The sequence below is a fragment of the Parabacteroides vesiculifaciens genome, assembly GCF_049860805.1.
GTDB lineage: Bacteria > Bacteroidota > Bacteroidia > Bacteroidales > Tannerellaceae > Parabacteroides.
Map to the genome: position 1 here is coordinate 2,950,633 of NZ_CP187555.1, position 23,724 is coordinate 2,974,356.

At 48.2% G+C, this 23,724-nt stretch carries 15 protein-coding genes; 10 read left to right on the forward strand and 5 right to left on the reverse strand.

Annotated elements, in window-relative coordinates; all coding sequences use genetic code 11:
- The 3 genes from ACPYIV_RS11970 to ACPYIV_RS11980 all read left to right on the forward strand — a co-directional run bounded on the left by ACPYIV_RS11970 (nucleotide 1) and on the right by ACPYIV_RS11980 (nucleotide 4,599).
- Nucleotides 1-1,752 carry a TonB-dependent receptor gene (locus tag ACPYIV_RS11970; protein WP_425883193.1) on the forward strand — a complete coding sequence of 584 codons (1,752 nt, stop codon included), beginning with the start codon at nucleotides 1-3 and terminating at the stop codon, nucleotides 1,750-1,752.
- A gap of 177 nt (nucleotides 1,753-1,929) precedes the next feature.
- A complete protein-coding gene (locus ACPYIV_RS11975; RefSeq protein WP_293732780.1) occupies nucleotides 1,930-3,258 on the forward strand; it encodes an MATE family efflux transporter in 1,329 nt (442 codons plus the stop codon).
- Between the two features lie 63 nt (nucleotides 3,259-3,321).
- Nucleotides 3,322-4,599 carry an O-acetylhomoserine aminocarboxypropyltransferase/cysteine synthase family protein gene (locus ACPYIV_RS11980; RefSeq protein ID WP_293732781.1) on the forward strand — a complete coding sequence of 426 codons (1,278 nt, stop codon included), beginning with the start codon at nucleotides 3,322-3,324 and terminating at the stop codon, nucleotides 4,597-4,599.
- A gap of 471 nt (nucleotides 4,600-5,070) precedes the next feature.
- On the opposite strand, the gene ACPYIV_RS11985 is transcribed toward ACPYIV_RS11980, so the two are convergent.
- From ACPYIV_RS11985 to ACPYIV_RS11995, 3 genes are all read right to left on the reverse strand, one after another.
- Entirely contained in the window at nucleotides 5,071-6,225 is a 1,155-nt protein-coding gene (locus tag ACPYIV_RS11985) for a glycosyltransferase family protein (protein WP_425883196.1), read from the reverse strand.
- On the reverse strand, nucleotides 6,222-7,022 hold the full coding sequence (locus ACPYIV_RS11990; RefSeq protein WP_425883198.1) for a UDP-2,3-diacylglucosamine diphosphatase: 801 nt from the start codon (nucleotides 7,020-7,022) through the stop codon (nucleotides 6,222-6,224). Before ACPYIV_RS11990 ends, ACPYIV_RS11985 begins: the two co-directional genes overlap by 4 nt.
- Before the next feature lie 127 nt (nucleotides 7,023-7,149).
- On the reverse strand, nucleotides 7,150-9,306 hold the full coding sequence (locus tag ACPYIV_RS11995; protein WP_293733811.1) for an elongation factor G: 2,157 nt from the start codon (nucleotides 9,304-9,306) through the stop codon (nucleotides 7,150-7,152).
- Nucleotides 9,307-9,521: 215 nt separating this feature from the next.
- On the opposite strand from ACPYIV_RS11995, the gene hemW reads away from it, so the two are divergent.
- The 4 genes from hemW (at nucleotide 9,522) to ACPYIV_RS12015 (ending at nucleotide 13,963) form a co-directional block, all read left to right on the forward strand.
- Complete coding sequence (gene hemW, locus ACPYIV_RS12000) at nucleotides 9,522-10,649, forward strand: radical SAM family heme chaperone HemW (protein WP_425883200.1); 1,128 nt, start codon at nucleotides 9,522-9,524, stop codon at nucleotides 10,647-10,649.
- A 173-nt stretch (nucleotides 10,650-10,822) separates the two neighbouring features.
- Nucleotides 10,823-11,398: a zeta toxin family protein gene (locus ACPYIV_RS12005; protein ID WP_008154394.1), complete on the forward strand. Its 576-nt coding sequence runs from the start codon at nucleotides 10,823-10,825 to the stop codon at nucleotides 11,396-11,398.
- Nucleotides 11,391-11,561 carry a hypothetical protein gene (locus ACPYIV_RS12010; protein WP_005637232.1) on the forward strand — a complete coding sequence of 57 codons (171 nt, stop codon included), beginning with the start codon at nucleotides 11,391-11,393 and terminating at the stop codon, nucleotides 11,559-11,561. The genes ACPYIV_RS12005 and ACPYIV_RS12010 overlap by 8 nt, the downstream gene beginning before the upstream one ends.
- A 125-nt stretch (nucleotides 11,562-11,686) precedes the next feature.
- Nucleotides 11,687-13,963: an ATP-binding cassette domain-containing protein gene (locus ACPYIV_RS12015; protein ID WP_425883204.1), complete on the forward strand. Its 2,277-nt coding sequence runs from the start codon at nucleotides 11,687-11,689 to the stop codon at nucleotides 13,961-13,963.
- Nucleotides 13,964-14,448: 485 nt separating this feature from the next.
- Here the strand turns inward: ACPYIV_RS12015 and ACPYIV_RS12020 are convergent, their stop codons facing one another.
- Complete coding sequence (locus ACPYIV_RS12020; protein WP_293733808.1) at nucleotides 14,449-14,808, reverse strand: hypothetical protein; 360 nt, start codon at nucleotides 14,806-14,808, stop codon at nucleotides 14,449-14,451.
- 465 nt (nucleotides 14,809-15,273) lie between these two features.
- A complete protein-coding gene (locus ACPYIV_RS12025) occupies nucleotides 15,274-16,410 on the reverse strand; it encodes an aldose epimerase family protein (protein ID WP_293733807.1) in 1,137 nt (378 codons plus the stop codon).
- A 137-nt stretch (nucleotides 16,411-16,547) separates the two neighbouring features.
- On the opposite strand from ACPYIV_RS12025, the gene ACPYIV_RS12030 reads away from it, so the two are divergent.
- The 3 genes from ACPYIV_RS12030 (at nucleotide 16,548) to ACPYIV_RS12040 (ending at nucleotide 23,675) form a co-directional block, all read left to right on the forward strand.
- Nucleotides 16,548-17,342, forward strand: coding sequence for a thymidylate synthase (locus ACPYIV_RS12030; protein WP_299361530.1), 795 nt, complete (start codon nucleotides 16,548-16,550; stop codon nucleotides 17,340-17,342).
- Between the two features lie 51 nt (nucleotides 17,343-17,393).
- Nucleotides 17,394-17,891 carry a dihydrofolate reductase gene (locus ACPYIV_RS12035; RefSeq protein ID WP_293733805.1) on the forward strand — a complete coding sequence of 166 codons (498 nt, stop codon included), beginning with the start codon at nucleotides 17,394-17,396 and terminating at the stop codon, nucleotides 17,889-17,891.
- A gap of 96 nt (nucleotides 17,892-17,987) precedes the next feature.
- Nucleotides 17,988-23,675, forward strand: coding sequence for an alpha-2-macroglobulin family protein (locus tag ACPYIV_RS12040; protein ID WP_425883207.1), 5,688 nt, complete (start codon nucleotides 17,988-17,990; stop codon nucleotides 23,673-23,675).
- Nucleotides 23,676-23,724 lie beyond the last annotated feature (49 nt).

Genomic DNA, 23,724 nt, shown 5'->3' on the forward strand with positions numbered 1-23,724 from the left:
ATGAAGACAATATATAACATCAAAGCATTGTGTGTGATGGCCCTGTTAGGCAGCGTCGCAACCGTTAGCGCACAGGAAGACAAAACGAAAGAAAAAGACCTGAACCGGGAAATGACGCTCGAACGCGAATATGACCCGACTGTACAAGATGCCAGCAAGGTGAACACCCTACCGGTCATTAAAGAGCCGGTTGTCAAGAAGATGCCGATCGACTACGCAACTTTCACCGTCCCGACTGATCCGGAAAAGGAAATCAGCCTCCTGCCCTCAGGCAATATCATGACGGATATCCAGTATAATAAACGTCGTGGCTATTTCAACTTCGGCGGCGGCACGTACCTGAACCTGAACGGCGACTTGGGCTATCATATCCTGAGCACGGACAAGGATAAGCTGAATATCTGGTTCTCCCATCGCTCGACGAACGGGAAGGTGAAATATATCGATACGGACTTCGACAAGGTGAAGGCCAAATTGAACGACAACTTAGGCGGCCTCAACTTCAAACATACGTTTGAGAAGCTGTCGCTGGATATGGGGATCAAATACGGATACTCCGCATTCAATTACTATGGGCTGCCGGTTCCCAGTCCCGAATCGTCGGTTACATTAGTACCGGACGATTTCGACCGTGAAACCAATCAGGTAAACCAGGCTATCCAGGCAAAGATCGGAGTCGAATCGAAAGAAGACGCTCCTGTCGGCTATCTGTTAGATCTCGGATATACCAACTTCTCCCATAAATATGCGTTAAGCAAGGAACAGGACGGACCTACGGAACATACTTTCGATGTCAAGTTCGACCTGAACGCCCGTTTCGGCGGTGAGCAGCGCATCGGATTAGGGGGTAACGTAGAGTACTTCAATTACAACCTGCCGACAATGGGCGGACAGGAATATTTAGAATTTGAGAACCATGCCGAAGCAACCCTTTCGCCTTATTATAAGGTGTCGGGAGACAACTGGAATCTGAAACTTGGCGCAAACATCATGTTCGTGACCGGTGACAACAGCAAGTTTATGGCTTCTCCGAATATTACGGCCGATGTTGAAGTTGCCGATAAAACACAGCTTTACTTAGTTGCCGGCGGTAAGCTCTACTCTAACAGCATGTACGATATTTCCCAGGTCAACCGCTATATCAACCCGGCGATGGAACTGCTTCCTTCCCGTAACTATCTCGACGGAACGGTCGGTATCAGAAGCGGTATCGCTCCCGGTTTCTGGTTTGATGTATTCGGCGGTTATAAGATCACGAACGACGAGGTTTTCTTCGTTCCGACTCTTCTTGCTCCAAGTGCGCAAGGCGATATTTTTGCCAATACTAGCAGAGCTTTGCAAGCAAATGCAAAACATGCGTTCGGCGGTGTCAATCTGAAATACAGCTACCAGCAATTATTCGACATCAACCTGAAAGGAGTTTACAACAATTGGAACGTCGATGACCTCGGAGCTGCTTACGGCAAACCCGAAATGGAATTGACAGCCGGTGTTACCGTCCGCCCGATCAGCCAGGTAACAGCTTCTTTGGATTATTATTTAGCTACCGGACGTAAGGCTTTCTTAGGATTACCTGAGGGAGAAAAGATGAAAAACATCAACGAACTCAACCTGACCGGTTCCTACACCCTGAACGACACCTTCGGGCTGTATCTGAAACTGAACAACGTCCTGTTCCAGAAATACGAACTCTATTACGGCTATCCGATGCAGAGTTTCAGCGCGATGGTCGGTGTGAACATCAATTTCTGACAATATTTTCCTCCACGACAGCCTGCCGCCACTCCGCGACAGGCTGTTCTCGTTTATAGAGAGGCTGTCGAGCTGCTCGACACCCTCCTTTCCACAAAAAACACCCCGGCGAACTGCTCGACAGCAACCTTTCAGCAGAAAACATCGTATCTTTGTCCCCGAATTAAACAAACGGACATGCAAGGGACAAAAAATCTGACGGAAGGGCCTATTAAAAAACAGCTATTCAATCTGGCGCTTCCCATCATGGGAACCTCTTTTATCCAAATGGCGTATAGCATTACCGATATGGCCTGGGTGGGACGCTTAGGCAGCGAAGCGGTAGCCGCCATCGGGGCAGTCGGTATTCTGACATGGATGACGACTTCGATCTCTTACCTGAATAAGGTAGGCTCGGAAGTCAGCGTAGCGCAAAGTATAGGAGCGCGTGAGGAAGAGGAAGCCCGCGCTTTTGCCTCCCATAACCTGACGATCGCACTCATTATCTCCATCTGCTGGGGATTCCTGCTATTCGTCCTGGCAAATCCGGTGATCGGTTTTTTCAAGTTGGAAAATGATATTTCGGCACAGGCGGTGTCCTACCTGCGGATCATTGCGACCGGTTTCCCGTTCATACTCCTGTCGGCCGCCAGCACGGGTATCTATAATGCTGCGGGATTAAGCAAAATCCCGTTCTATGTCAGCGGCAGCGGATTGATTATGAATATGGTGCTCGATCCGCTATTTATATTCGGGTTCGGGATGGGTACGAACGGTGCTGCCTGTGCAACCTGGCTATCGGAAGCGACCGTATTTGCCATTTTCATCTATTATCTGAAAAAGAAGAACAAACTGTTTGGAGGATTTCCTTTCTTTGTCCGGTTAAAAAACCGCTACAGCAAACGTATTTTCCAGTTAGGGCTTCCCGTTGCATTGTTAAACAGCTTGTTTGCCGTTATCAACCTGATGATGGCGCGCACGGCATCCACCTATGGCGGACATATCGGACTGATGACGATGACAGCCGGAGGACAGATAGAAGCGATTGCCTGGAATACCTCGCAAGGATTCAGTACGGCACTTAGTACGTTTGTAGCACAGAATTTTGCCGCCCGTAAGAAAGAACGTGTCTTGGGCGCCTACCATACAACCCTGAAGATGACGGCTCTGTTCGGTATCTTCTGTACCCTGCTTTTCGTATTCTTCGGCAGTGAAGTGTTCTCGCTGATCATACCCGAAAAGGCAGCTTATGAGGCGGGAGGCGTTTTCCTTCGTATCGACGGCTACTCGATGTTGCTCATGATGCTTGAAATAACGATGCAAGGATTGTTCTACGGGACAGGGCGTACGATCCCTCCCGCCATCATCAGCATCACGTTCAACAGCCTGCGTATCCCGCTGGCGATCGCACTGACGGCTATGGGGCTGGGCATTACCGGCGTCTGGTGGGCGATCAGTATCTCCAGTATGTTGAAAGGAATCGTTGCATTCATCTGGTTCCGTATTTTACAGAAGAAGATATTGTGATACAAACAAACTATTCCTTATTTTTGCCGGATAATAACAAATACATAGTAAAACATTATCATAATGAACAATTCATTAAAGCCGGAAACCCTCTGCGTGCAGGGAGGCTGGCAACCGAAAAAGGGAGAACCGCGCGTCCTGCCTATCTATCAGAGTACGACATTCAAGTATGACACCAGCGAACAGATGGCCAAACTCTTCGACCTCGAAGAAAGCGGATACTTCTACACCCGCCTGCAAAACCCGACAAACGATGCTGTTGCCGCCAAGATCGCCGCTTTGGAAGGTGGCGTAGGCGCTATGCTGACCTCCTCCGGGCAGGCTGCCAACTTCTATGCCGTGTTCAACATCTGCCAGGCCGGCGACCATATGGTTTGCTCGTCCACGATCTACGGCGGAACGTTCAACTTGTTTGGCGTGACAATGAAAAAATTGGGTATCGAAGTGACATTCGTCGATCCGGATGCTTCGGAAGAAGAAATCTCGGCCGCTTTCCGTCCGAACACAAAAGCTTTGTTCGGCGAAACCTTGTCCAATCCGGGTATGAGCGTACTCGATATCGAGAAGTTTGCCCGTATCGCCCACAGTCATGGCGTGCCTCTGATCGTGGATAACACGTTCGCAACACCGATCAACTGCCGCCCGTTCGAATGGGGAGCCGATATCGTGACCCATTCAACAACCAAATATATGGACGGTCATGCGACAAGCGTAGGTGGTGCGGTTGTAGACAGTGGCAATTTCGACTGGGACGCACATGCCGACAAGTTCCCCGGGCTGACAACTCCGGACGAATCCTACCACGGCCTGACCTACACTAAGGCTTTCGGAAAGATGGCTTATATGACGAAGGCTACGGCACAGCTGATGCGCGACTTAGGCTCTATCCAGGCTCCGATGAATGCCTTCCTGTTGAACTTAGGGCTCGAAACCTTGCACCTGCGTATGCCGCAACATTGCAAGAACGCCCAGCAGATTGCCGAGTGGCTCGAAGCAAACGAACAGGTTGCCTGGGTGAACTTCCCCGGTCTGAAGAGCAACAAGTATTACGAGCTGGCTCAGAAATATATGCCGAACGGTACTTGTGGCGTAATCGCCTTCGGCCTGAAAGGTTCCCGTGAAGACGCAATCCGTTTTATGGATAACCTGAAGATGATCTGCATCGTGACCCACGTAGCTGACGCCCGCACCTGTGTCCTCCACCCTGCCAGCCATACGCACCGCCAGCTGACAGACGAACAGCTGATCGAAGCAGGCGTAGCTCCCGACCTGATCCGCCTCTCCGTCGGCATCGAAAATGCAAACGACATCATCGCGGATATCGAGCAGGCGTTGAAATAGTATATAACCATTAAATGAAGATTTATCTGTTACTTTTGGCTTGATCCAAAAGTAACCAAAAGATCAAGGCTTAACCGGCTGAGCTACTCCGGGCAAAGACTACGCTGTCGCCTGCGAAACTCGCTGCGCTCAGACAGCGCAGGCTCCGGACGCTTCGTCTTTACCCTCCGCTTTACGCCCACCCGCTTAGGCCTTTCTTAGAAAGCTGCGCTTTCTCTTGGGATGGCCGATACCGTCTCTTGCATAGGTGTCGGTATCGGCCATCCTCAAAGAGCCGTCAGGCTCTATTTCCGGCCTAAGCTGGTGAGCGTTAAGCGCAACGACCGCAGTGAGTGCCCGGAGCGTCTGCTGTTTGAGCGAAGCGAGTTTCAGACGCGACAGCGAACGAAGGGAACGGAGTAGCGAAGCAGGTTCGGCCTTGATCTTTTGGTTACTTTGGGATCAAGCCAAAAGTAACATAATTCATCCCCATCAAATCGATAACGTCTTCCCCAACCGGTATATCCACCGGGTAGATAAACGATGCCACAGGGAAGGAGGTGTTTCCTCCATCAACAAGTCCGGTCGGAATTCACGTAAGATCAGCCAATCCGCCTGTTTCACCCAATGAGAAAAAGCGGGATTCGGCCGATGAGTTCGCGATAGTTCCAACAAAGCATCCAGATCAAACCGGTCTGCAACAACCCCTGCGCCTGCCTGAACCGCGTCGAAAGCATTACAGGACTGTTCGATATGGGTCGGTACCATCAAAACGGGCTTCCCCAGATACATGGCCTCGCAAACAGACTCGAAGCCGGCAGTCGTAGCATACGCTTTCGCCCCTGCCATATAGCGGACAAACAGCATATCATTTAATTGATGAAAAGAAAGATGGGCATCCACTCTTACTTCCGGCCGAACGTCTTTTTTATCCCAGAAGATATGAAGATCGACTGCTGGATGAGCCTTATGCCAAGAACGTATTTCCTCACTGAAGCCGCTATTTAAAATATATCCATGCAGATAATCACCCTTCTCAGGTGTCATATCCAAAACCTCTTTACGCAAAAGAGGAGGGACCACGACAATCCCTTCCGCCGGTACCTCGCGCATCTTGCGAAAAGACAAAGCCAGCTTTTTAGCGGCTCCTATAGCCGTGATACGGGTGAAAAACTTCAGAGAAGCAAGTGATAATTTATTTTGTTTCGGAAAATCAAAGTCCGGATGCAGAAATAAATACTGGTGCGCAATACAAACCATCAGGGCTTTCGGACGGCAAAACAGATAAGTCAGCCCGGTCAGCAGTTCGTAGAAGTTCACAACGACATCCGCTCCCATCTCCTTTATCATCCGGTTGATATACCGGATACTAGAAAAATATTTATGCAATCTAAACAGGTTATAAGCCACACTCCTTACCAAATTGACCTGCTTATTCTTGGCCGAAGGAAGGAAGTTCGGGCTCTCGAACGGATAAACAGGAACACCGATCTTCTCGCTAAAAAAAACGGGAAGCCTGCGTGCCGGACTTTTTCCGACCAGAACCCCCACGATCTCATGTCCTTCATCCGCCAATTTCTGGCGAAGAGAAAGCGCCTGGGTCAGGTGACCACGTCCTTCACCTTGTATGACAAACAGTATTTTCATATTACTTCGGCATAATACAGACCGGAAGAGACCTTTTCATTACGGTCATAATCTTCCTTACTATATGAAACAATATTCCATTCGCCTTGTTCATTTTCAACGAGTGCCGTAAGGCTTTCCACCCAGTCGCCGGAATTCAGGTAATGGATATTCCCGTACCGTACGTTAGCTGCCTGATGGATATGTCCGCAGATAATACCGTCCAATTTCTTTGCTTCGGCCAGCTTGACAAGTTCTTTTTCAAAATCAAAGATATAGGGAACAGCGCTTTTCACCTTATGTTTGACATGCTGGGAAAGGGAGAAGTAAGGCTTTCCTACTTTTTCCCTCCGCTGGTTGTATATACGGTTCAGCCACAACAGAAAAGTATAGCCCATATCTCCCAACATCGCCAGCCAACGCATATTCGTCGTAACCGTATCGAAGATATCTCCATGCGTCACTAAGTAGCGTTTCCCGTGCGTATTCAGAATATAATCCTTTACGATAGACAAGTTGGAAAAGGTAAACGGGACCAGGTTGTCCAGAAAATCGTCATGATTGCCACGTATATAGATAATCTCCGTCCCCTGCTTCTCCATCATCTTCATCAGGACTTTGAAGAAGTCGGTCTGTTGCTGCTTCCAACGGCGCCCGGATTTCTGAAGTTGCCAGCCGTCGATTATATCGCCATTCAGTATCAGGCGGTCGCAGTTAACATGTTTAAGGAAATTCGTCACTTCTTCGGTCCGGGAATGCTCGGAGCCTAAGTGAATGTCCGACAGGACAAGGGTTGGATAGTACTTTCTTAGTTTCATGTTGTTTCTATTAACACAATACAAAAAAACGTACTTCATATTACGCCGCTACAACAGCCGTATGAAAAAACAATGAAGGCCACTCCTTCACAGGGGCAGCCTTCATCCAATTTATAGAAAATCCAAATCAATCTTCTGCCTGAGTTGCCTCGTAAGCTTTCAACAGCTTATCCTGGACATCCGACGGAACCAGTTCATAGCTGGAGAACTTCATAGTAAATGAAGCACGTCCACCAGTGATGGAACTCAAAGATGTCGAATACGAAGACATCTCTTTCAAAGGCACTTTAGCTAACAGCTTTTCGTAGCCTTTTTCACTATTCATACCCATAATGATGGCACGACGTCCTTGCAGGTCGCTCATCACGTCGCCCAGATAATCAGCCGGAACCGATACTTCTACATCATAAACAGGTTCCAGGATCTTAGGACCGGCTTCTTTAAAGGCGGTACTGAAAGCATTACGGCCAGCCAGCATGAAAGAAATTTCATTACTGTCCACCGGGTGCATCTTTCCGTCATAGACGATGATGCGCACGTCACGGGCATACGAACCAGTCAACGGTCCCTGCTCCATACGGGCCATAATACCTTTCAGGATAGCCGGAAGGAAACGGGCATCGATGGCTCCACCAACGATACTGTTAATAAATACCAGCTTTCCACCCCAGTCCAAATCTATAGTCTGCGTATCACGTACGCTGATTTTATATTCTTGTCCGCCAAAACGATATGTATCCGGTGCCGGCATACCTTCGTAATACGGTTCGACAATCAGATGAACTTCACCGAACTGGCCTGCGCCACCCGACTGTTTCTTATGGCGGTAGTCCGCACGGGAAGCTTTCGTGATGGTTTCACGATACGGGATCTTCGGTTCGTAGAACTCGATCGGCAATTTATCATTGTTCTCAATTCTCCATTTCAACGTACGAAGATGGAATTCTCCCTGGCCGGAAACGATTGTCTGTTTCAATTCCTTCGACTGTTCGATCATCCACGTCGGGTCTTCTTCGCGCATACGCATCAGGATTTCCATCATCTTTTCGGCATCTGCTTCATTAACCGGTTTCACGGCACGGCGATACTTTGGATCCGGATATTTGATAAAGTCGAAACGATAATCACATCCCTTACCATTCAAGGTATTACCACGGCGTACATCTTTCAGTTTAACCGTAGCACCGATATCGCCGGCAACCATTTCAGTCACGGAATTACGGGTTTGTCCGGCAACCGAGAACAACTGTGCGATACGCTCTTTCGAACCGCGATCGGCATTCAACAAGTCGTCACCTTCTTTTACTTTACCTGATATCACTTTAAAGTAGGAAACCTGGCCGATATGCGGTTCTACAGTTGTTTTAAAGAAGAACAGGCTGGTCGGTCCGTTCGGGTCGGGAGTCACTTCCACACCTTCGGTAGTAACCGGGCGTGGCATCTTATCCGTACAAGGAACCACATTTCCTAAGAATTCAAGCGTACGGCGAACGCACATATCACGGCCTGCGCATACACAAAATACCGGAAACATCCCCCGGATAACCAGACCGGCACGAATACCTGCACGCATATCGTCTTCACTCAATGTACCTTCTTCAAAGAATTTTTCCATCAGCATATCGTCATGTTCGGCAGCCGATTCAACCAATGCCTTGTGAAGTTCCATTGCCTTATCCATTTCTTCCGCCGGAATTTCCAATACTTCGGGGACACCGCCTTCGGGCTTCCAGCGATACATTTTCATCTTCAACACATCGACAACCGCATTAAAAGACGAACCTGTAGAAACCGGGTACTGGATAGGAACAACCTTAGCTCCCCACTGATCCCGCAACTGGGCGATTGTCCCGTCATAATCAGCCTTATCATTATCCAGTTGGTTCACAACAAAGATAACCGGCTTATGAAATTGTTCTGTATACCGGAACTGGTTGATCGTACCGACTTCCACACCATACTGGGCATTCAGTACCATCAGCGCAGTGTCTGTCACGTTCAAAGCGGAAACTGCGCCGCCGATGAAATCGTCTGAACCCGGACAATCGATGAAATTCAACTTTCTGTCCTGCCATTCTACACTGAAAACGGTCGAGAATACCGAGTAGCCATACTCTTTCTCAACCGGGAAATAATCGCTCACAGTGTTTCCGGATTCCACACTTCCACGACGTTTTATAACTCCACCCTCGTAAAGCATCGCTTCAGCGAGAGTGGTTTTCCCAGAGCCCGAACTTCCCAAGATAGAGATGTTCTTGATTTCGTTTGTTTGGTATACTTTCATGATATCAAGGTATTAATTTGTGTTTAACAATAAAGATTGACCGTAAACCCTTTTTATTCACGGGACCGCAAATTAGAGATTGTAAAGGAGAAAAACAATTTCAAACCCGGTGTTTGAGAACTATGTTATTTAACAGATCAAAGATAAAGGGCGGAAAGAAAGATAGATAGAGATAAAAATGTTGCTATCTTTGTATTACTAAAAAGCAGAACAGAGTGGCAGGTTTATATATCCACATCCCTTTTTGCACCAAACGGTGCCTGTATTGCGACTTCTTTTCCAATACGGATATGAAGTTCAAAGAACCGTATGTCAATGCGGTTATCCGGGAGATGGAATTACGCCAAGGATATATAGAAGGAGAACCCTTTGAAACCATTTATTTTGGAGGCGGTACCCCTTCTCAACTTCAACAGGCTGACTTCGAGCGGATATTCGAGGCTACAGACCGCCTGTTCGATACAAGCGCATGTAAAGAAATCACGCTGGAGGCCAATCCCGACGATATGACTCCGGAATATGTAGCTTCCCTCCGCAACCTACCCTTCAACCGGGTCAGTATGGGCGTGCAGAGTTTCAAGGAAAAGGACCTCCGTTTCCTGAACCGCCGCCATAACCGCGAACAAGCCTTGCGTGCAGTCGGGCTTTGCAAAGAGAACGGCATCCAAAACATCAGCATCGACCTGATATACGGATTACCCGGACAAACCTTGGATGAATGGCAAGAGAACCTGGATGAAGCGATCCGCCTGGAGATTCCCCATATCTCGGCCTACCATCTAATATATGAAGAAGGGACAGCCTTATATAAGCTGATGGAAGCCGGAAAAGTGACACCCGTCGAAGAAGATCTGAGTGTCGCCCTTTTCTCCACCTTAATAAATAAGTTGACCGGAGCCGGCTATCTCCATTATGAGATTTCCAATTTCGCCCGTCCCGGCTCCTTTTCCCGGCACAACAGTTCCTATTGGACCGGCAAGAAATATATAGGCATCGGACCTTCCGCCCATTCTTATAACGGAGAAAGCCGCCAATGGAACATCTCTTCCCTTCCACTCTATCTACAAGGGATCAAGGCCGGCATTCCCGATACGGAAATAGAAGAATTGAACCCCAACACAAAATACAACGACTTTATCATCACCGGTCTACGCACCATGTGGGGAATCCGGTTGGCCGATATCCGGGAGCGGTTCGGCAAGGAAAAGCAGGCCTATTTCGAACGGCAAGCAGCCACCTATTTACGTCAGGGATTACTTATCCGCGAAAACGACACCTTAACCCTCTCGAAGGAAGGTATTTTCATCTCCGACGGCATAATGAGCGACCTTTTATGGGTATAAAGGTATGTTGCAGACATTTGACAAAGCCATTAAATTACACCAAACAGCCTGTTTTTATAACGAACCGAGGGGTTAGCCGTACATTTTCTGCACATTTTTACTATTTTTGAGAATAAAATTAACCAACATATTAAACTATTATCTATATTTGCCCCAACAAAAGACAGTAAGTAGTGCCATATCTATACATAATATCGGGATGCAACGGGGCAGGAAAGACGACAGCTTCCTTCACAATTCTTCCAGAGATGTTGAAGTGTAAAGAGTTCGTTAATTCCGACGAGATTGCCAAGGGGCTTTCCCCTTTTAATTCTGATAGTATCGCGGTAGCCGTTGAAGCCAGTCGTATTATGTATAAACGCATTAAAGAACTAATCGCTTCGGGCGAAACGTTTGCAATGGAAACTACACTGGCTACCCGTTCAGGCGCAAACCTGATCCGGGAAGCACAAAGGGAAGGATATTATGTGACATTGCTATATTTCTGGTTGAACACACCGGACTTGGCAGTGGAGCGAGTTAAAATGAGAGTGGCCGCCGGAGGACATAACATTCCGGAAAGTACTATCCGCCGTCGTTACGAGGCAGGTATACACAATCTTTTTGAACTATATATCCCCATTTGTGATTATTGGATGATTGCAGACAACTCTATGTCGCCGATGGAAGTAATCGCCAAAGGCTTCAGGAGTGACAAAAAAGAGATATATAATTCGGATATTTATACAAAACTTGAGCATCATGAGTGAACAAGAAGTCAGAGAATTTGAAGAGAATATAGTTAAAGGTGCCAATATCGCTTTCCAGCGATTAGTAAACCAGAAAAAGAAAGAAGACGGTGAATTAGTCTTCTCGCGCAACGGATACATCTTCCGCGTAAAAGCTGCTGATTTAGAAAAAGGAATGTTTTAACTATCATATTGGATATACGAAAGAGGCTGGTGAATCAGATTCGCCAGCCTTTTTTATATCCGGACGTTTCTTCTTACAAATTATATGATTACTTTTGAATCTGCCCAAAAAGAAGAATTATAAATATGGAAAATATAAAAGTAACAGGTGCTTACGAGAATAACCTCAAACATATCTCACTGGAAATCCCCAAGAAACAGATTACGATCTTTACAGGAGTTTCCGGCTCCGGCAAATCATCCTTAGTATTGGACACCATTGCCGCCAGCTCACGGCGGGAACTGAACGAGACTTTTCCCAGCTTCGTCCAGCAATATCTGCCGAAATACGGACGTCCGCATGTGGACAGGATCGAACACCTCCCCGTAGCAATCGTGATCGACCAAAAGAAACCGGCGCCCAATGCCCGCTCGACCGTGGGGACTTACACGGATATCTATTCCCTGCTCCGGTTGCTGTTTTCCCGCATCGGCAAACCTTTTGTCGGGTATTCCGACACGTTCTCCTTCAATCATCCGCAAGGAAGATGCCCCCGTTGCGACGGATTGGGGGAAGTGCGCGAACTGGATGTCCACAAACTCGTCGACTTCAACAAATCGCTGAATGATGAAGACACGATCCATTACGTCGCCTTCCATCGCGGCGGATGGCGATGGATCCGGTATGCTTGCAGCGGCCTGTTCGACTTAGACAAAAAAATCAAGGACTATACGCCGGAAGAATTGGAGCTATTTCTTTATTCACCCCAAATCCGGCTCAAGAACCCGCCGGCCGACTGGCCCCGGACCGCCAAATACGAAGGTCTGGTCACCCGTATGTACCGCAGCATCATCAATTCGGAAGAAGGCAAACTGCATCAGAAATTACTGGAACCGATGGTAACGATGGGTGTATGTCCGGATTGCGGTGGCTCGCGTCTGAACCGTACTGTTCTTTCCTGCCGGATCGGTGGGAGAAACATTGCCGAGGTTACCAGTCTCGCCATTCCCGATATCCTCGACTGGCTACAGAAAATCGACGATCCTTTGGCAAACGACCTGAAGCAGGCTATCGGGAGCCGTCTGTCCGCCCTCGAAGAGATCGGATTGGGCTACCTGACACTCGACCGCAATATGGGAACACTTTCCGGAGGCGAGGCACAACGTTGCAAGATTGCCAAATATATAAACTCCGCCCTGTCCGATATGCTGTATGTACTCGATGAGCCCAGTGTCGGACTGCACAGCCACGACATCCGCCTGCTCAAAGCATCCGTACGGAAGTTGCGCGACCACGGCAACACAGTTCTTTTAGTAGAACATCACAAGGAAATGATTCAGATCGCGGACCATATCGTCGATATGGGTCCCGGTTCCGGCATGGACGGCGGCAATATCCTATATGAAGGTAGCTATGAGGGCTTATTGGAAAGCGGCACACAAACCGGATCGATGATCGCAGAGAAATCGCCACTGAAAACAGAAGTCCGTAGGCCGTCCGGTTGGTTTACACTCGAACATGCGGGAGAACATAATCTGAAGGATCTGACAATCCGCTTTCCACTCGGCCTCTTTACCGTGATTGCAGGAGTTGCCGGTTCGGGAAAAAGCTCCTTGATGGAGTGTTTCCGCCAAGCCTGCGAAGAAGATGTGATTTACATCAGCCAGAGAAATATCGGCATCAGCCTGCGCTCTACCCCCGCGACCTATATCGGAGTAGCGGATGATATACGCAAACTCTTTGCCCGGAAAAGCAAAGCCGGATTGAGCATGTTTACCTTCAACGGAAAAGGCGGTTGTCCGGTATGCGGTGGAAAAGGCGTCATCGTGTCGGACATGGCTTTTATGGATTCGATCGAAACCGTCTGTGAAGCCTGTGGCGGATTACGCTATTCGCAAGAAGCACTGCAATACACTGTCGACGGATTGAATATCGCAGAAGTAATGAACCTGACCGTACGGAAAGCCTCGCTCCGTTTCGCCGGGACAGAAATAGAAAAGAAATTACAGCCCCTGATGAAAGTCGGCCTGGGCTACCTGCACCTCAACCAGGCGCTTTCGACTCTTTCCGGAGGAGAGCTACAGCGTGTCAAACTCGCCTCCTATCTGGATAACAAGGGTAAAATCTTTATCTTGGACGAGCCGACCGACGGGCTCCATGTCAAAGATATACATCAAATCATCCATCTTTTCGATTCAATGGTAGACCAAGGTAATTCCGTCTTCCTGATAGAACATAATCTGGATGTTCTGAAAGCAGCCGACTATGTGATCGAACTGGGGCCCGGTGGCGGACAAATGGGTGGCGAACTGCTTTTTTCCGGTACCCCGACAGAAATGCTTGCATGTCAACAATCCGTCACTGCGGAATATTTAAAGAAAGAATTGCCTCACCCGATATTCTCTGCGGCAGATGAAGTCTAAAGTATTGTTTAAACATGAAACAAGTAGCCAGTATACATCCAAAAGCAAAAGGAATCGTGCCGATATGCATTTATGAGGAGGTTATTTCATCAACATCAGGTATTTTTTTTAATAAAACAAGCAGGAAAAGAGCGGAAAACAAGCAGAAATGTTCAGAAACACCCCCATCTTCCGGCTTTCTACACCCGGATGTAGCCACTCTCTACATCCGGATGTTCAGGACGGCTCCACCCGGATGTACAGATTTATCTCATACTATTGTATTGTAATTAAGACGCTTACCATATAATAAAAGATTATATGTATCCCCAAAACATAGATAGGGTGTGATAGATATGTGACACAAGTGTGATACATGAATCCGGTATCTATCACACCCTACACATCGTGTTTATCAAAGCATACAAAGCAAAGTGTGATAGAGTGATAGAGAATTCCGCAAAAACCACATGAATATTCGTCAGTATTCTTTTACCCTATCCCCTTTATTCCGTCCTGCTGATCGTCAATATCTCGGAGAACGAGATCGGCCATTCGATGGCATTCATTAAGGTTTCGAAAGCGATCCTCAAATTGAGGGAAACGTGTGCGTGAGCGGAATAAAGATCGCAGACAGTCAAGGCGAGCAGCATCTTCTTATTATAGTGCATACCCTTCAAAGTAACCAGGCTGGACAATACCGAGACGGAGCGTGCCCGTTCAAAGTCAGAATCGGTAATATCCGTTTTATCTCTCAACGATTGATAATGGCGACAGCTCTTTATATCGGCACTTGTACCCATAGCTTCCACAATATCCAATAACACGCAACAGATTGCAATTTTCTCCGATTCTCCTGAGCTCATACTCAAATTATGGTGCCGCCCTGCTCCCCTACGTTTGGCATCTATATAATTAAAAAGCGTGGGAACTGTTAATTTACTATTTGAAACTGAGGTATCGCCAAACACCCATCGGACAAATAATAAACAACAGCCCACGCTCTATTCTATATACACGAGTATATATAACAAGCGTGAGCGTCCAGTTGTCTATTATCTTTGTCCGACTTGAAAGTTGGCGATTTTCAGTTCCAAAGATAATATCTTAAACGCTTAACGTTATCCTCAGTAAAACAGCCGAAAAGTCAAAGCATCGGCGATTCTACGTCAAATGCAAAGATAAATAAAAACGGCAAACTATATTGTTTACAAAGAAATATTAACAGATATAAATCATAGATTCTTGCTAATAAAAGGGGCGGCCTTTTACAGCCGCCCCTTTCCAATCATTCCGATTGTCAGAAAGTTTCCCCAAAAATATAATGTCTTTTACTTTTCAACCGTAAATTTATAAATACATTCGCTGAAATACTTTTCACCGGGACGTAACACGACGCTCGGGAAGTTCGGCTGGTTGGGAGTATCAGGATAGTGCTGTGTTTCCAGGCACAACGCGCCGCGATGCGGATAGATCACTCCCAATTTTCCTTTATCGCCATCCTTTGCCATTGCATTTCCGGCATAGAACTGGATGCCCGGTTCGTTGGTATATACTTCAAGGCCGATACCGCTCTTTGCAGAAACGGCCTTTGCAGCCAGGACATTGATGTCGCAATTATTATTCAGCACCCAGTTATGGTCGTAGCCTTTGCCCCTTACCAACTGGTCGAACGGTTCGTCGATGTGCGCACCGATGGCAACAGGTTGACGCAAATCCATCGGAGTTCCTTCAACAGGATCGAGCGTACCGGTCGGAATCAATGTTTCATCCACCGGGACGTAAGTATCGGCCGCAATCATCAGCGAATGATCCAGAATCTGGGAACCCGGAACGCCGGAAAGGTTGAAGTAACTATGGTTTGTCAGGTTTACGACAGTCGGTTTGTCTGTTGTAGCCTCATATTTGATATCGACAGCATTATCGTTTGTCAGCGTGTACGTCACCTTCAGGTTCAGGTTTCCCGGAAAACCGGCTTCACCGTCTTTGGAGAGATAAGTCAACTCCACACTCTGGTCATTCACCTGCTTGGCATCCCAAACAACCGTATGATAGCCATCCGGACCACCGTGCAAGCAATGCCCGTTGTTATTCTGCGGCAACTGATATTCAACACCGTCCAACGAGAATTTACCGTTCGCGATACGGTTACCATACCGACCGATCAATCCGCCATAATTATTGTTGGGATTGTCCACATACTGTTGGATGTTATCATACCCCAGAACGACATCCGTCATTTTGCCATCCTTGTCAGGAACCATAACCGACACCAGTCGTCCGCCCCAATTCGTCACACATGCTTCCGCACCATTCTGGTTCTTCAACACATATAATGCAGTCGGTTTTCCCTGTACTTCCGATACGAAATTAGATTTCATCAGTCCGGAAAGAGTGGCCTCCTCTTTTTTCTCAGTACATGACAACAAAACACACATTGCCATGACAGCCATACATAGTCTCTTCATTTTTGATACCTATAAATTAAATGTTTGTTAGATATGCAGCAAATATACGCTATTATTGTCAAAAACAAACGATGCTGTAGAATAATGTTGTTTAATACAAATCACTTTCGTACATTTGTCTGTCATAATAGAGAAAAATGAAACAGTATTTAGAATTACTCGATCGTGTCCTCCGTGAAGGAGTTAAGAAAGAAGATCGGACAGGAACCGGTACATACAGTGTTTTCGGACATCAGATGCGCTTCAATCTTGAAGACGGTTTTCCTCTGCTCACAACAAAGAAACTGCATTTGAAATCCATTATTTATGAACTGCTTTGGTTCCTTCAAGGTGATACAAATGCAAAATACCTGCAGGAACATGGAGTGAGAATCTGGAACGAATGGGCCGATCCGGATGGGAACTTAGGACATATCTACGGTTTCCAATGGCGTTCATGGCCGGACTACAAAGGCGGAAGCATCGACCAGATCAGTGAAGCGGTAAAGACAATCAAGCATAATCCGGATTCACGCCGTATCATCGTCAGCGCCTGGAATGTGGGAGATCTGGATAATATGAATCTGCCTCCCTGCCACGCTTTCTTCCAGTTTTATGTAGCCGATGGCCGCCTGAGCCTGCAAATGTACCAGCGCAGTGCCGATATATTCTTAGGCGTACCCTTTAACATTGCCTCATACGCCCTGTTATTACAGATGATGGCACAGGTAACCGGACTGAAAGCCGGAGATTTTGTCCATACGCTTGGCGATGCACATATTTATACGAACCATCTTGAACAGGTGAAGTTGCAACTGACACGTGATCCGCGGCCGCTCCCCCGGATGGAAATCAATCCGGAAGTGAAAGACATATTCAGTTTCCGATATGAGGATTTCAATCTGACGGGATATGATCCCCATCCTCACATCAAGGGTGAAGTAGCGGTATAAGAGATTGAAGAAAAGATAAAAACAGCAAGTTCTATTAAATTCGATAAGTTTATGAGTACTATTTCAATTGTAGCAGCTATTTCCGACAACAATGCAATCGGAAAGGATCTCGGACTGCTTTGGCACATGCCGGCAGATATGAAGCGTTTTAAAGATCTGACAACAGGTCACGCCGTAATAATGGGACGTAAAACTTTCGAGTCTTTACCTAAAGGCGGATTGCCCAACCGTAAAAATGTCGTACTGACCACCATGCCGGAAGCGGGCTTCATCAACTGCTTTGCCTGCGAATCCATGCACGACGCATTAGACATATGCGAAAAAGAAGAAGATATCTATATCATCGGAGGTTCCTTAGTTTACAGACAAGGGCTGGGAATCGCCGACAAGATGTACCTGACTCGCATACACGGAGAGTTTCCCGATGCAGACGCGTTTTTCCCCGTTGTCAACTGGGATCTGTGGGAAGAGGTGGAACGCCAGGAATTCCCGGCAGACGAGAAAAATCCATATCCCTACACATTCCTGACTTACGTCCGTAAAAAATAAAATTACTCCTAATTAACGGTAATTTTACAACTTTTTGCTCTTTCTTTGTATCTATACTTGAAAGGATGTTTGTTTAACAAGTAAATCCATATAGATATGAAGATAAGAGCAATTATTGTTTCAGCCCTGATCGTATGCGGAATAGTATCTACTATATTTTACGTGAAAGCGGATCGGGCCTCCGTCAACGAAAAGGCTATAACAGAAGCCATTCAAACGAAAAATACTCCGTTGCTGATCCAGTCGCTTATCACCCGGATGAAAAACCAACTGGAAAAAGATACCGACACATTCCCGGAACTGATCAAGGAAGTGGAAACGTATGCCAAAACATGTCCCGATCCGGCATCGGTGGCAGTCCTCCATTCCATGATTGCGGAAATGTACAACAACTTTTATATGCAAAACCGCTGGAGCGTCAACCAACGGACCCAGCTTGCAGGCTATGTGCCCGAAGATATCCGCGAATGGACTTCCAACCTTTTCCGCGACAAGATCAAACAAGAGCTGACGCTATCCCTCCAACCGGCACAGTTGCTGCAACAAACACCGGTCAGCCAGTATAACCTGATCCTGAAGAAAGGAAAAGACACGCCTCAACTCCGCCCTACCCTGTATGATTTCCTGGCTTTCCGGGCGATCGACCTGCAGCCGTCGGATAAATGGTATGAAGATTTGATCGCTTTCCGCCGTACACAACCGGAGAAGAAAGCCTTATTGTTGGACGAACTGGATTACTGGCAATACAAATACGACATCCAGTCGGTAAATGCCACCGACTACAGAAACGCGCTGGACAGTTTGTATAAGGTGTACGATAAAAAAACCTTTGCCGCCGAAATACGCATTGCCGAAATGAATCTTCTCCAACGGGAACGTTACCAAGGCGACAAGGCTCACCAAGACTCCATCCAGGCACTCATTTATACGCTTTGCAAAGAAAGTATTGCGCAATATCCGGACTACGACCGTGTAAACGTTTTCAAGAACCAATTGAACGAAATGGAAACGCCGGTCCTGAATATCCAGTCCGATAATAACGTTTATCCCGGCAAGGATCTGACGCTGCAACTCAAATATGTCAACACGCCTCAACTAACCGTACGCATCTACAAAAGCCTCCGTCAGCCAGAAGATGTCTGGCGGAATCTGTATAAGAACAGTAAAAGTATGCGGGGAGAACTGGTAAAAGAAGTCACATTCGACATGCATCTCCCCAACTCCTACACCGAGGCCGATTCCATCCTTACCATCCCGATGGATAAGTTAGGATTGTACGAATACGTGATCACGGTTCCCGGCAAGCAACTAACAGTTTCCAACCGTTTCAGCGTCAGCCGCCTGGCGGCCCTTACCCGCAGCCAGGCAAACAATTCGGAAGTACTTGTCACCGACCTGGAAAGCGGCAAACCGATCGAAGGCGCAACCGTAATCTATTACAAAACCAACAGGATGAACGGAACCGTCCAACGTCAGGGAGAAGTGAAAACAGACCGGTTAGGTATTGCCGTCCTCCCTGCCAAAAAGAATATCACGCAAATACGTCCGGTGTTCCGTGAAGACACCTCCTCCATTTTCACGAATATATATCCTTACGGTTCTTTCCGTTCGGGACAGGATAAAGAAGAAGTCGACCTGTCGCTCTTCACCGACCGGGGAATCTACCGGCCGGGGCAAAACGTATTCTTCAAAGGCATCGCCTACGTAAAAGATACGGACAACCCGCATGTCGTAGCCGGACGAACCTACACCGTCGCCTTGCGGGATGCCAACTACAAGGAAGTAGCCAGCAAAACATTCAAGACCGATAAATTCGGTTCCTTCAACGGCGAATTTACCATTCCGGCACAGACATTGGGCGGAAGCTTCACTCTTGTATCGGAGAGGGCCCGCACAAACATCCGGGTAGAAGAATACAAACGCCCGACATTTAAAGTCAGCTTCCTGCCACTCAAGGAAGAAGTATCTTTCGGCAACCCGGTGAAGCTGACAGGCGAAGCACAGACATTCTCCGGTATCGACCTTCAGACAGGCGAGGTGAACTGGACGATTACGCGCCGTCCGTTCTGGGCACGCCTCTACATGCCGAACCCGTTCGACTTCACATACAAGCAGGTTGCAAGCGGAACAGCAAAAGTAGACAGCAAAGGCAACTTCACGATCTCTTTCGTACCCGAACGGCCGGAAACAACAGGTCTGCGCCCCGCCTTCCAGAGCTACGAGGTAACGGCAACCCTGACCGACAGCAAAGGGGAGACGCAAGAGGCAAGCTATACTTTCTCGGTTGGCGATACGGGCATCCTGTTGGATATCCAAATGCCCGGACAGGAAATGGAGAGCGATTCCGCCAAAGCAGTGATAACGGCTTATACGCTAAACAGACAAAAAGCATCCGCGGAAGGAAGTTATACCATTTATTCCTTACTGGATGAAAAGCCGGAAAAGGACCTATTCGGTGTAGACCGGTATAAGATCGATAAACAGATGGCTACAGGCAACTTCATTACAGGAGATGAAATATCGCCTGTCGTATTCCGTGAACTTCCCGCCGGGCGCTATCGCTTGGAAGTAAAATCGACCGACTCCAACGGGAAAGAGGTTTCCGCCAATCAGGACTTCATCCTCTACAGCCGCCGGGACAAACGCCCGCCCGTATTTATGCATACCTGGCTGATCAAGGAACATACGAGTTGCGTGCCGGGAGAAGAGGCCGCGTTTATATTCGGGACCTCCGACAAAGACACGCATATATTATATGAAATTTATACAGCATCCAACAAATGCATGGAACGTAAATACATCCGGTTGAGCGATGAAAACCGGACATTCCGCATCCCGTTTAAAGAAACGGACGGCGAAGGTTTCACCGTATCTTTCACGTTTGTCAAGGACGGCAAGATGTATGTCACCGAAGTACCGGTTTACCGCCGCCAGCCGGACCGGAAACTGAACATCCAGGCAAAGACGTTCCGCGACCACCTGCTGCCGGGAAGCAAGGAGAACTGGAAATTCCGTATTACGGATGCCGATTCCGCAACCGTCTCCGCAGAGGTTCTGGCGAGCATGTACGATGCTTCATTGGATAAGTTATTGCCTTTTAGCTGGTCTTTCTCTCCCCGGAGATCTGTTTACCTGTCAGCTCCGCGCTTCTCGGAAGGGGCTGCATTCAATAGCAGCAGCCGGTACGAGACAGGAGACCGGAAAGGATTGAACGTCCCGCAATACCAATACGACCGCCTCAACTGGCAGGACGTGTTGTCATTAGGATACCGTTACGGACGTAACAACCGCACCTTTGCAACCGGAGCCGTCATGAAATCGGCTGCCGCCCCAGCAGTGGCCGAAGCCATCAGCATCACAAACGACAGTGCACCGCTGGAAGAATCTGCAGTAAGGGCGGACCAGGGTGTTGCAGATATCATAGCAGAAGAAGAGGTGGAAGAAAACGGAAAATCTTTCGTTCCGAACAACCCGATCGAACTCCGCGAAAACTTTGCCGAAACCGCATTCTTCTATCCGGCATTAGTGACCAACGAAGCAGGCGATGTTGCATTCAGCTTCACAATGCCCGAAAGCAACACGACCTGGAAACTGCAACTGTTAGCCCAGACGGAAGACCTGAAATACGGCTATCTGTCCCGCGAAATCATCACCAGCAAACCGCTGATGGTAACCCCTAACCTTCCGCGCTTCCTGCGCCAGGGCGACGAAGTGACCATCACGACACAAATCAGCAACCAGTCGTCCGCCACCATCGACGGACGCGCCAGCCTGGAACTGTTCGATCCGGACAACGACCAGCCGGTGATCTGCCTGACCAAATCGCAGAAGCCATTTACACTGCCGGCCGACAGCACCACGACCGTAAGTTGGTCGTTCAAGGTGCCGGCAGCAGCGGGCGGCGTCATCGGTTGCCGTATCGTGGCCGATTCGGATAAAGGGAGTGACGGCGAACAGCATCTGATCCCGGTTCTATCGAACGAGATATTGGTGACGGAAAGTACCCCGTTCTACCTGTTCGACAAGAGCGAAGAAGTGATCCGCCTGAAAGACAACAAAGGCATCCGGCCGTTCCGCACGACACTGGAGCTGACGGCCAACCCGGTCTGGTATGCCGTACAGGCGCTACCGACCCTCACCCAGCCGGAAAACGACAACGTCATTTCCTGGTTCGCCTCTTATTACAGCAATACGCTGGCAAGTTACATTGCCACCGCCCACCCGCGCATCCAGCAGGTCATCAGCCAGTGGAAAGCACAGGGCGGAAATGCCTCTACGCTCTATTCCAACTTAGAAAAGAATGCAGAACTCAAAAACATCCTTTTGCAAGAAACTCCCTGGGTGTTGGAAGCGGACAATGAAACGGAACAAAAACAGCGTTTGTCCCTCCTTTTCGACATGAACCGGGCAGCCGGACAACGGGAAATAGCCCTCCGCCATCTTCTCGACCTGCAAACGCCGGATGGAGGCTGGAGCTGGTTCAAAGGCATGTATCCGAGCCAGGAGATCACGCTTTATATATTGAAAGGGATGAGCCAGCTGACAGAACTGAATGCAGTCGAATATAACCAGCAGGAAAAAGAGATGCAGATAAAAGCGCTCAAATTTGTAGACAAACAAATCCAGTCCGATTATGAAGCGCTCCAGAAGATCAAGAACTGGCAGAAAAACGAAATTTCCCCATTGGAAATCGAATACCTGTTTGTCCGCAGCAATTACCGCGACATCCCCGAATTGGGTTCGGCCCGTGAAGCGATCCGCTACTACACGAACCTGGCAGAAACGCAGTGGAACAAACAATCCATCCACGGGAAAGGCGAAATTGCCTGGCTCATGTGGCGGAACGGGAAGAAAGAAGTGGCCGGAAAGATCATTGCCTGGCTTCGTAAAACAGCTTCCACCTCATCAGACAAAGGCATGTACTGGGCGAACAACCGGAGAGGGGAAAACTCCTTTGTCTCCCCGGTCGAAACCCATTGCCTGTTGATGGCTCTCTTCAACGAAACGTCGCCAAACAAGCAAGACACCGACCGCCTGAAACAATGGTTGCTCAGCCAGAAGCAGACACAGAACTGGGAGTCCGTCCCAGCTACGGTCAACGCGATTTATGCTTTACTCCTGACAGGTAGCGACTGGTTAGACACAAACAACACCTGTACCGCCGTGTGGGGTAAGCAAACGTACAGCACGACAAACGGCGAATTGGCCACCGGCTACCTGAAAGTAACCGTATCGGATGAAAAAACAATTGCATCCGAAGGTAATTCCATCTCCATCCAAAAGGAAGGTTCCGCACCTGCGTGGGGAGCTGTCTACGAACAGTATTTCCAGAACATCAACGATGTGAAAAAACAGAAAGGGGTCCTGAACGTAGAAAAAAAACTGTTTGTCGAAACGAATAACGGAACGGAACAACAACTTCGTCCGGTCACCCCGGATAAGCCGCTTCGTATCGGCGACAAAGTGATTGTCCGCCTCGTTGTCCGCACCGACCGTGAAATGGATTACGTCTTCCTGAAAGACCTTCGTGCCGGTTGCTTTGAACCAGCGAACCAACTTTCCGGTTCTGTCTACAGAGACGGGGTTTGGTATTACCAGTCACCGACGGATGTTTCGGAGAATTTCTTCTTCGACCGCCTGCCGCAGGGGACTTTTGTCCTGGAATATGCCGTATACGTCAACCGTCCGGGTGAATATGCAGGTGGGATCAGCACGATCCAATGTCTCTATGCGCCCGAATTCGTATCGCATACGGAAGGGAACACCGTCCGGGTGGAGTTCTAAACTCCCGGCAGAAGCCGATACACGTGCAGCTGCGCCCGCTGAATGCCAG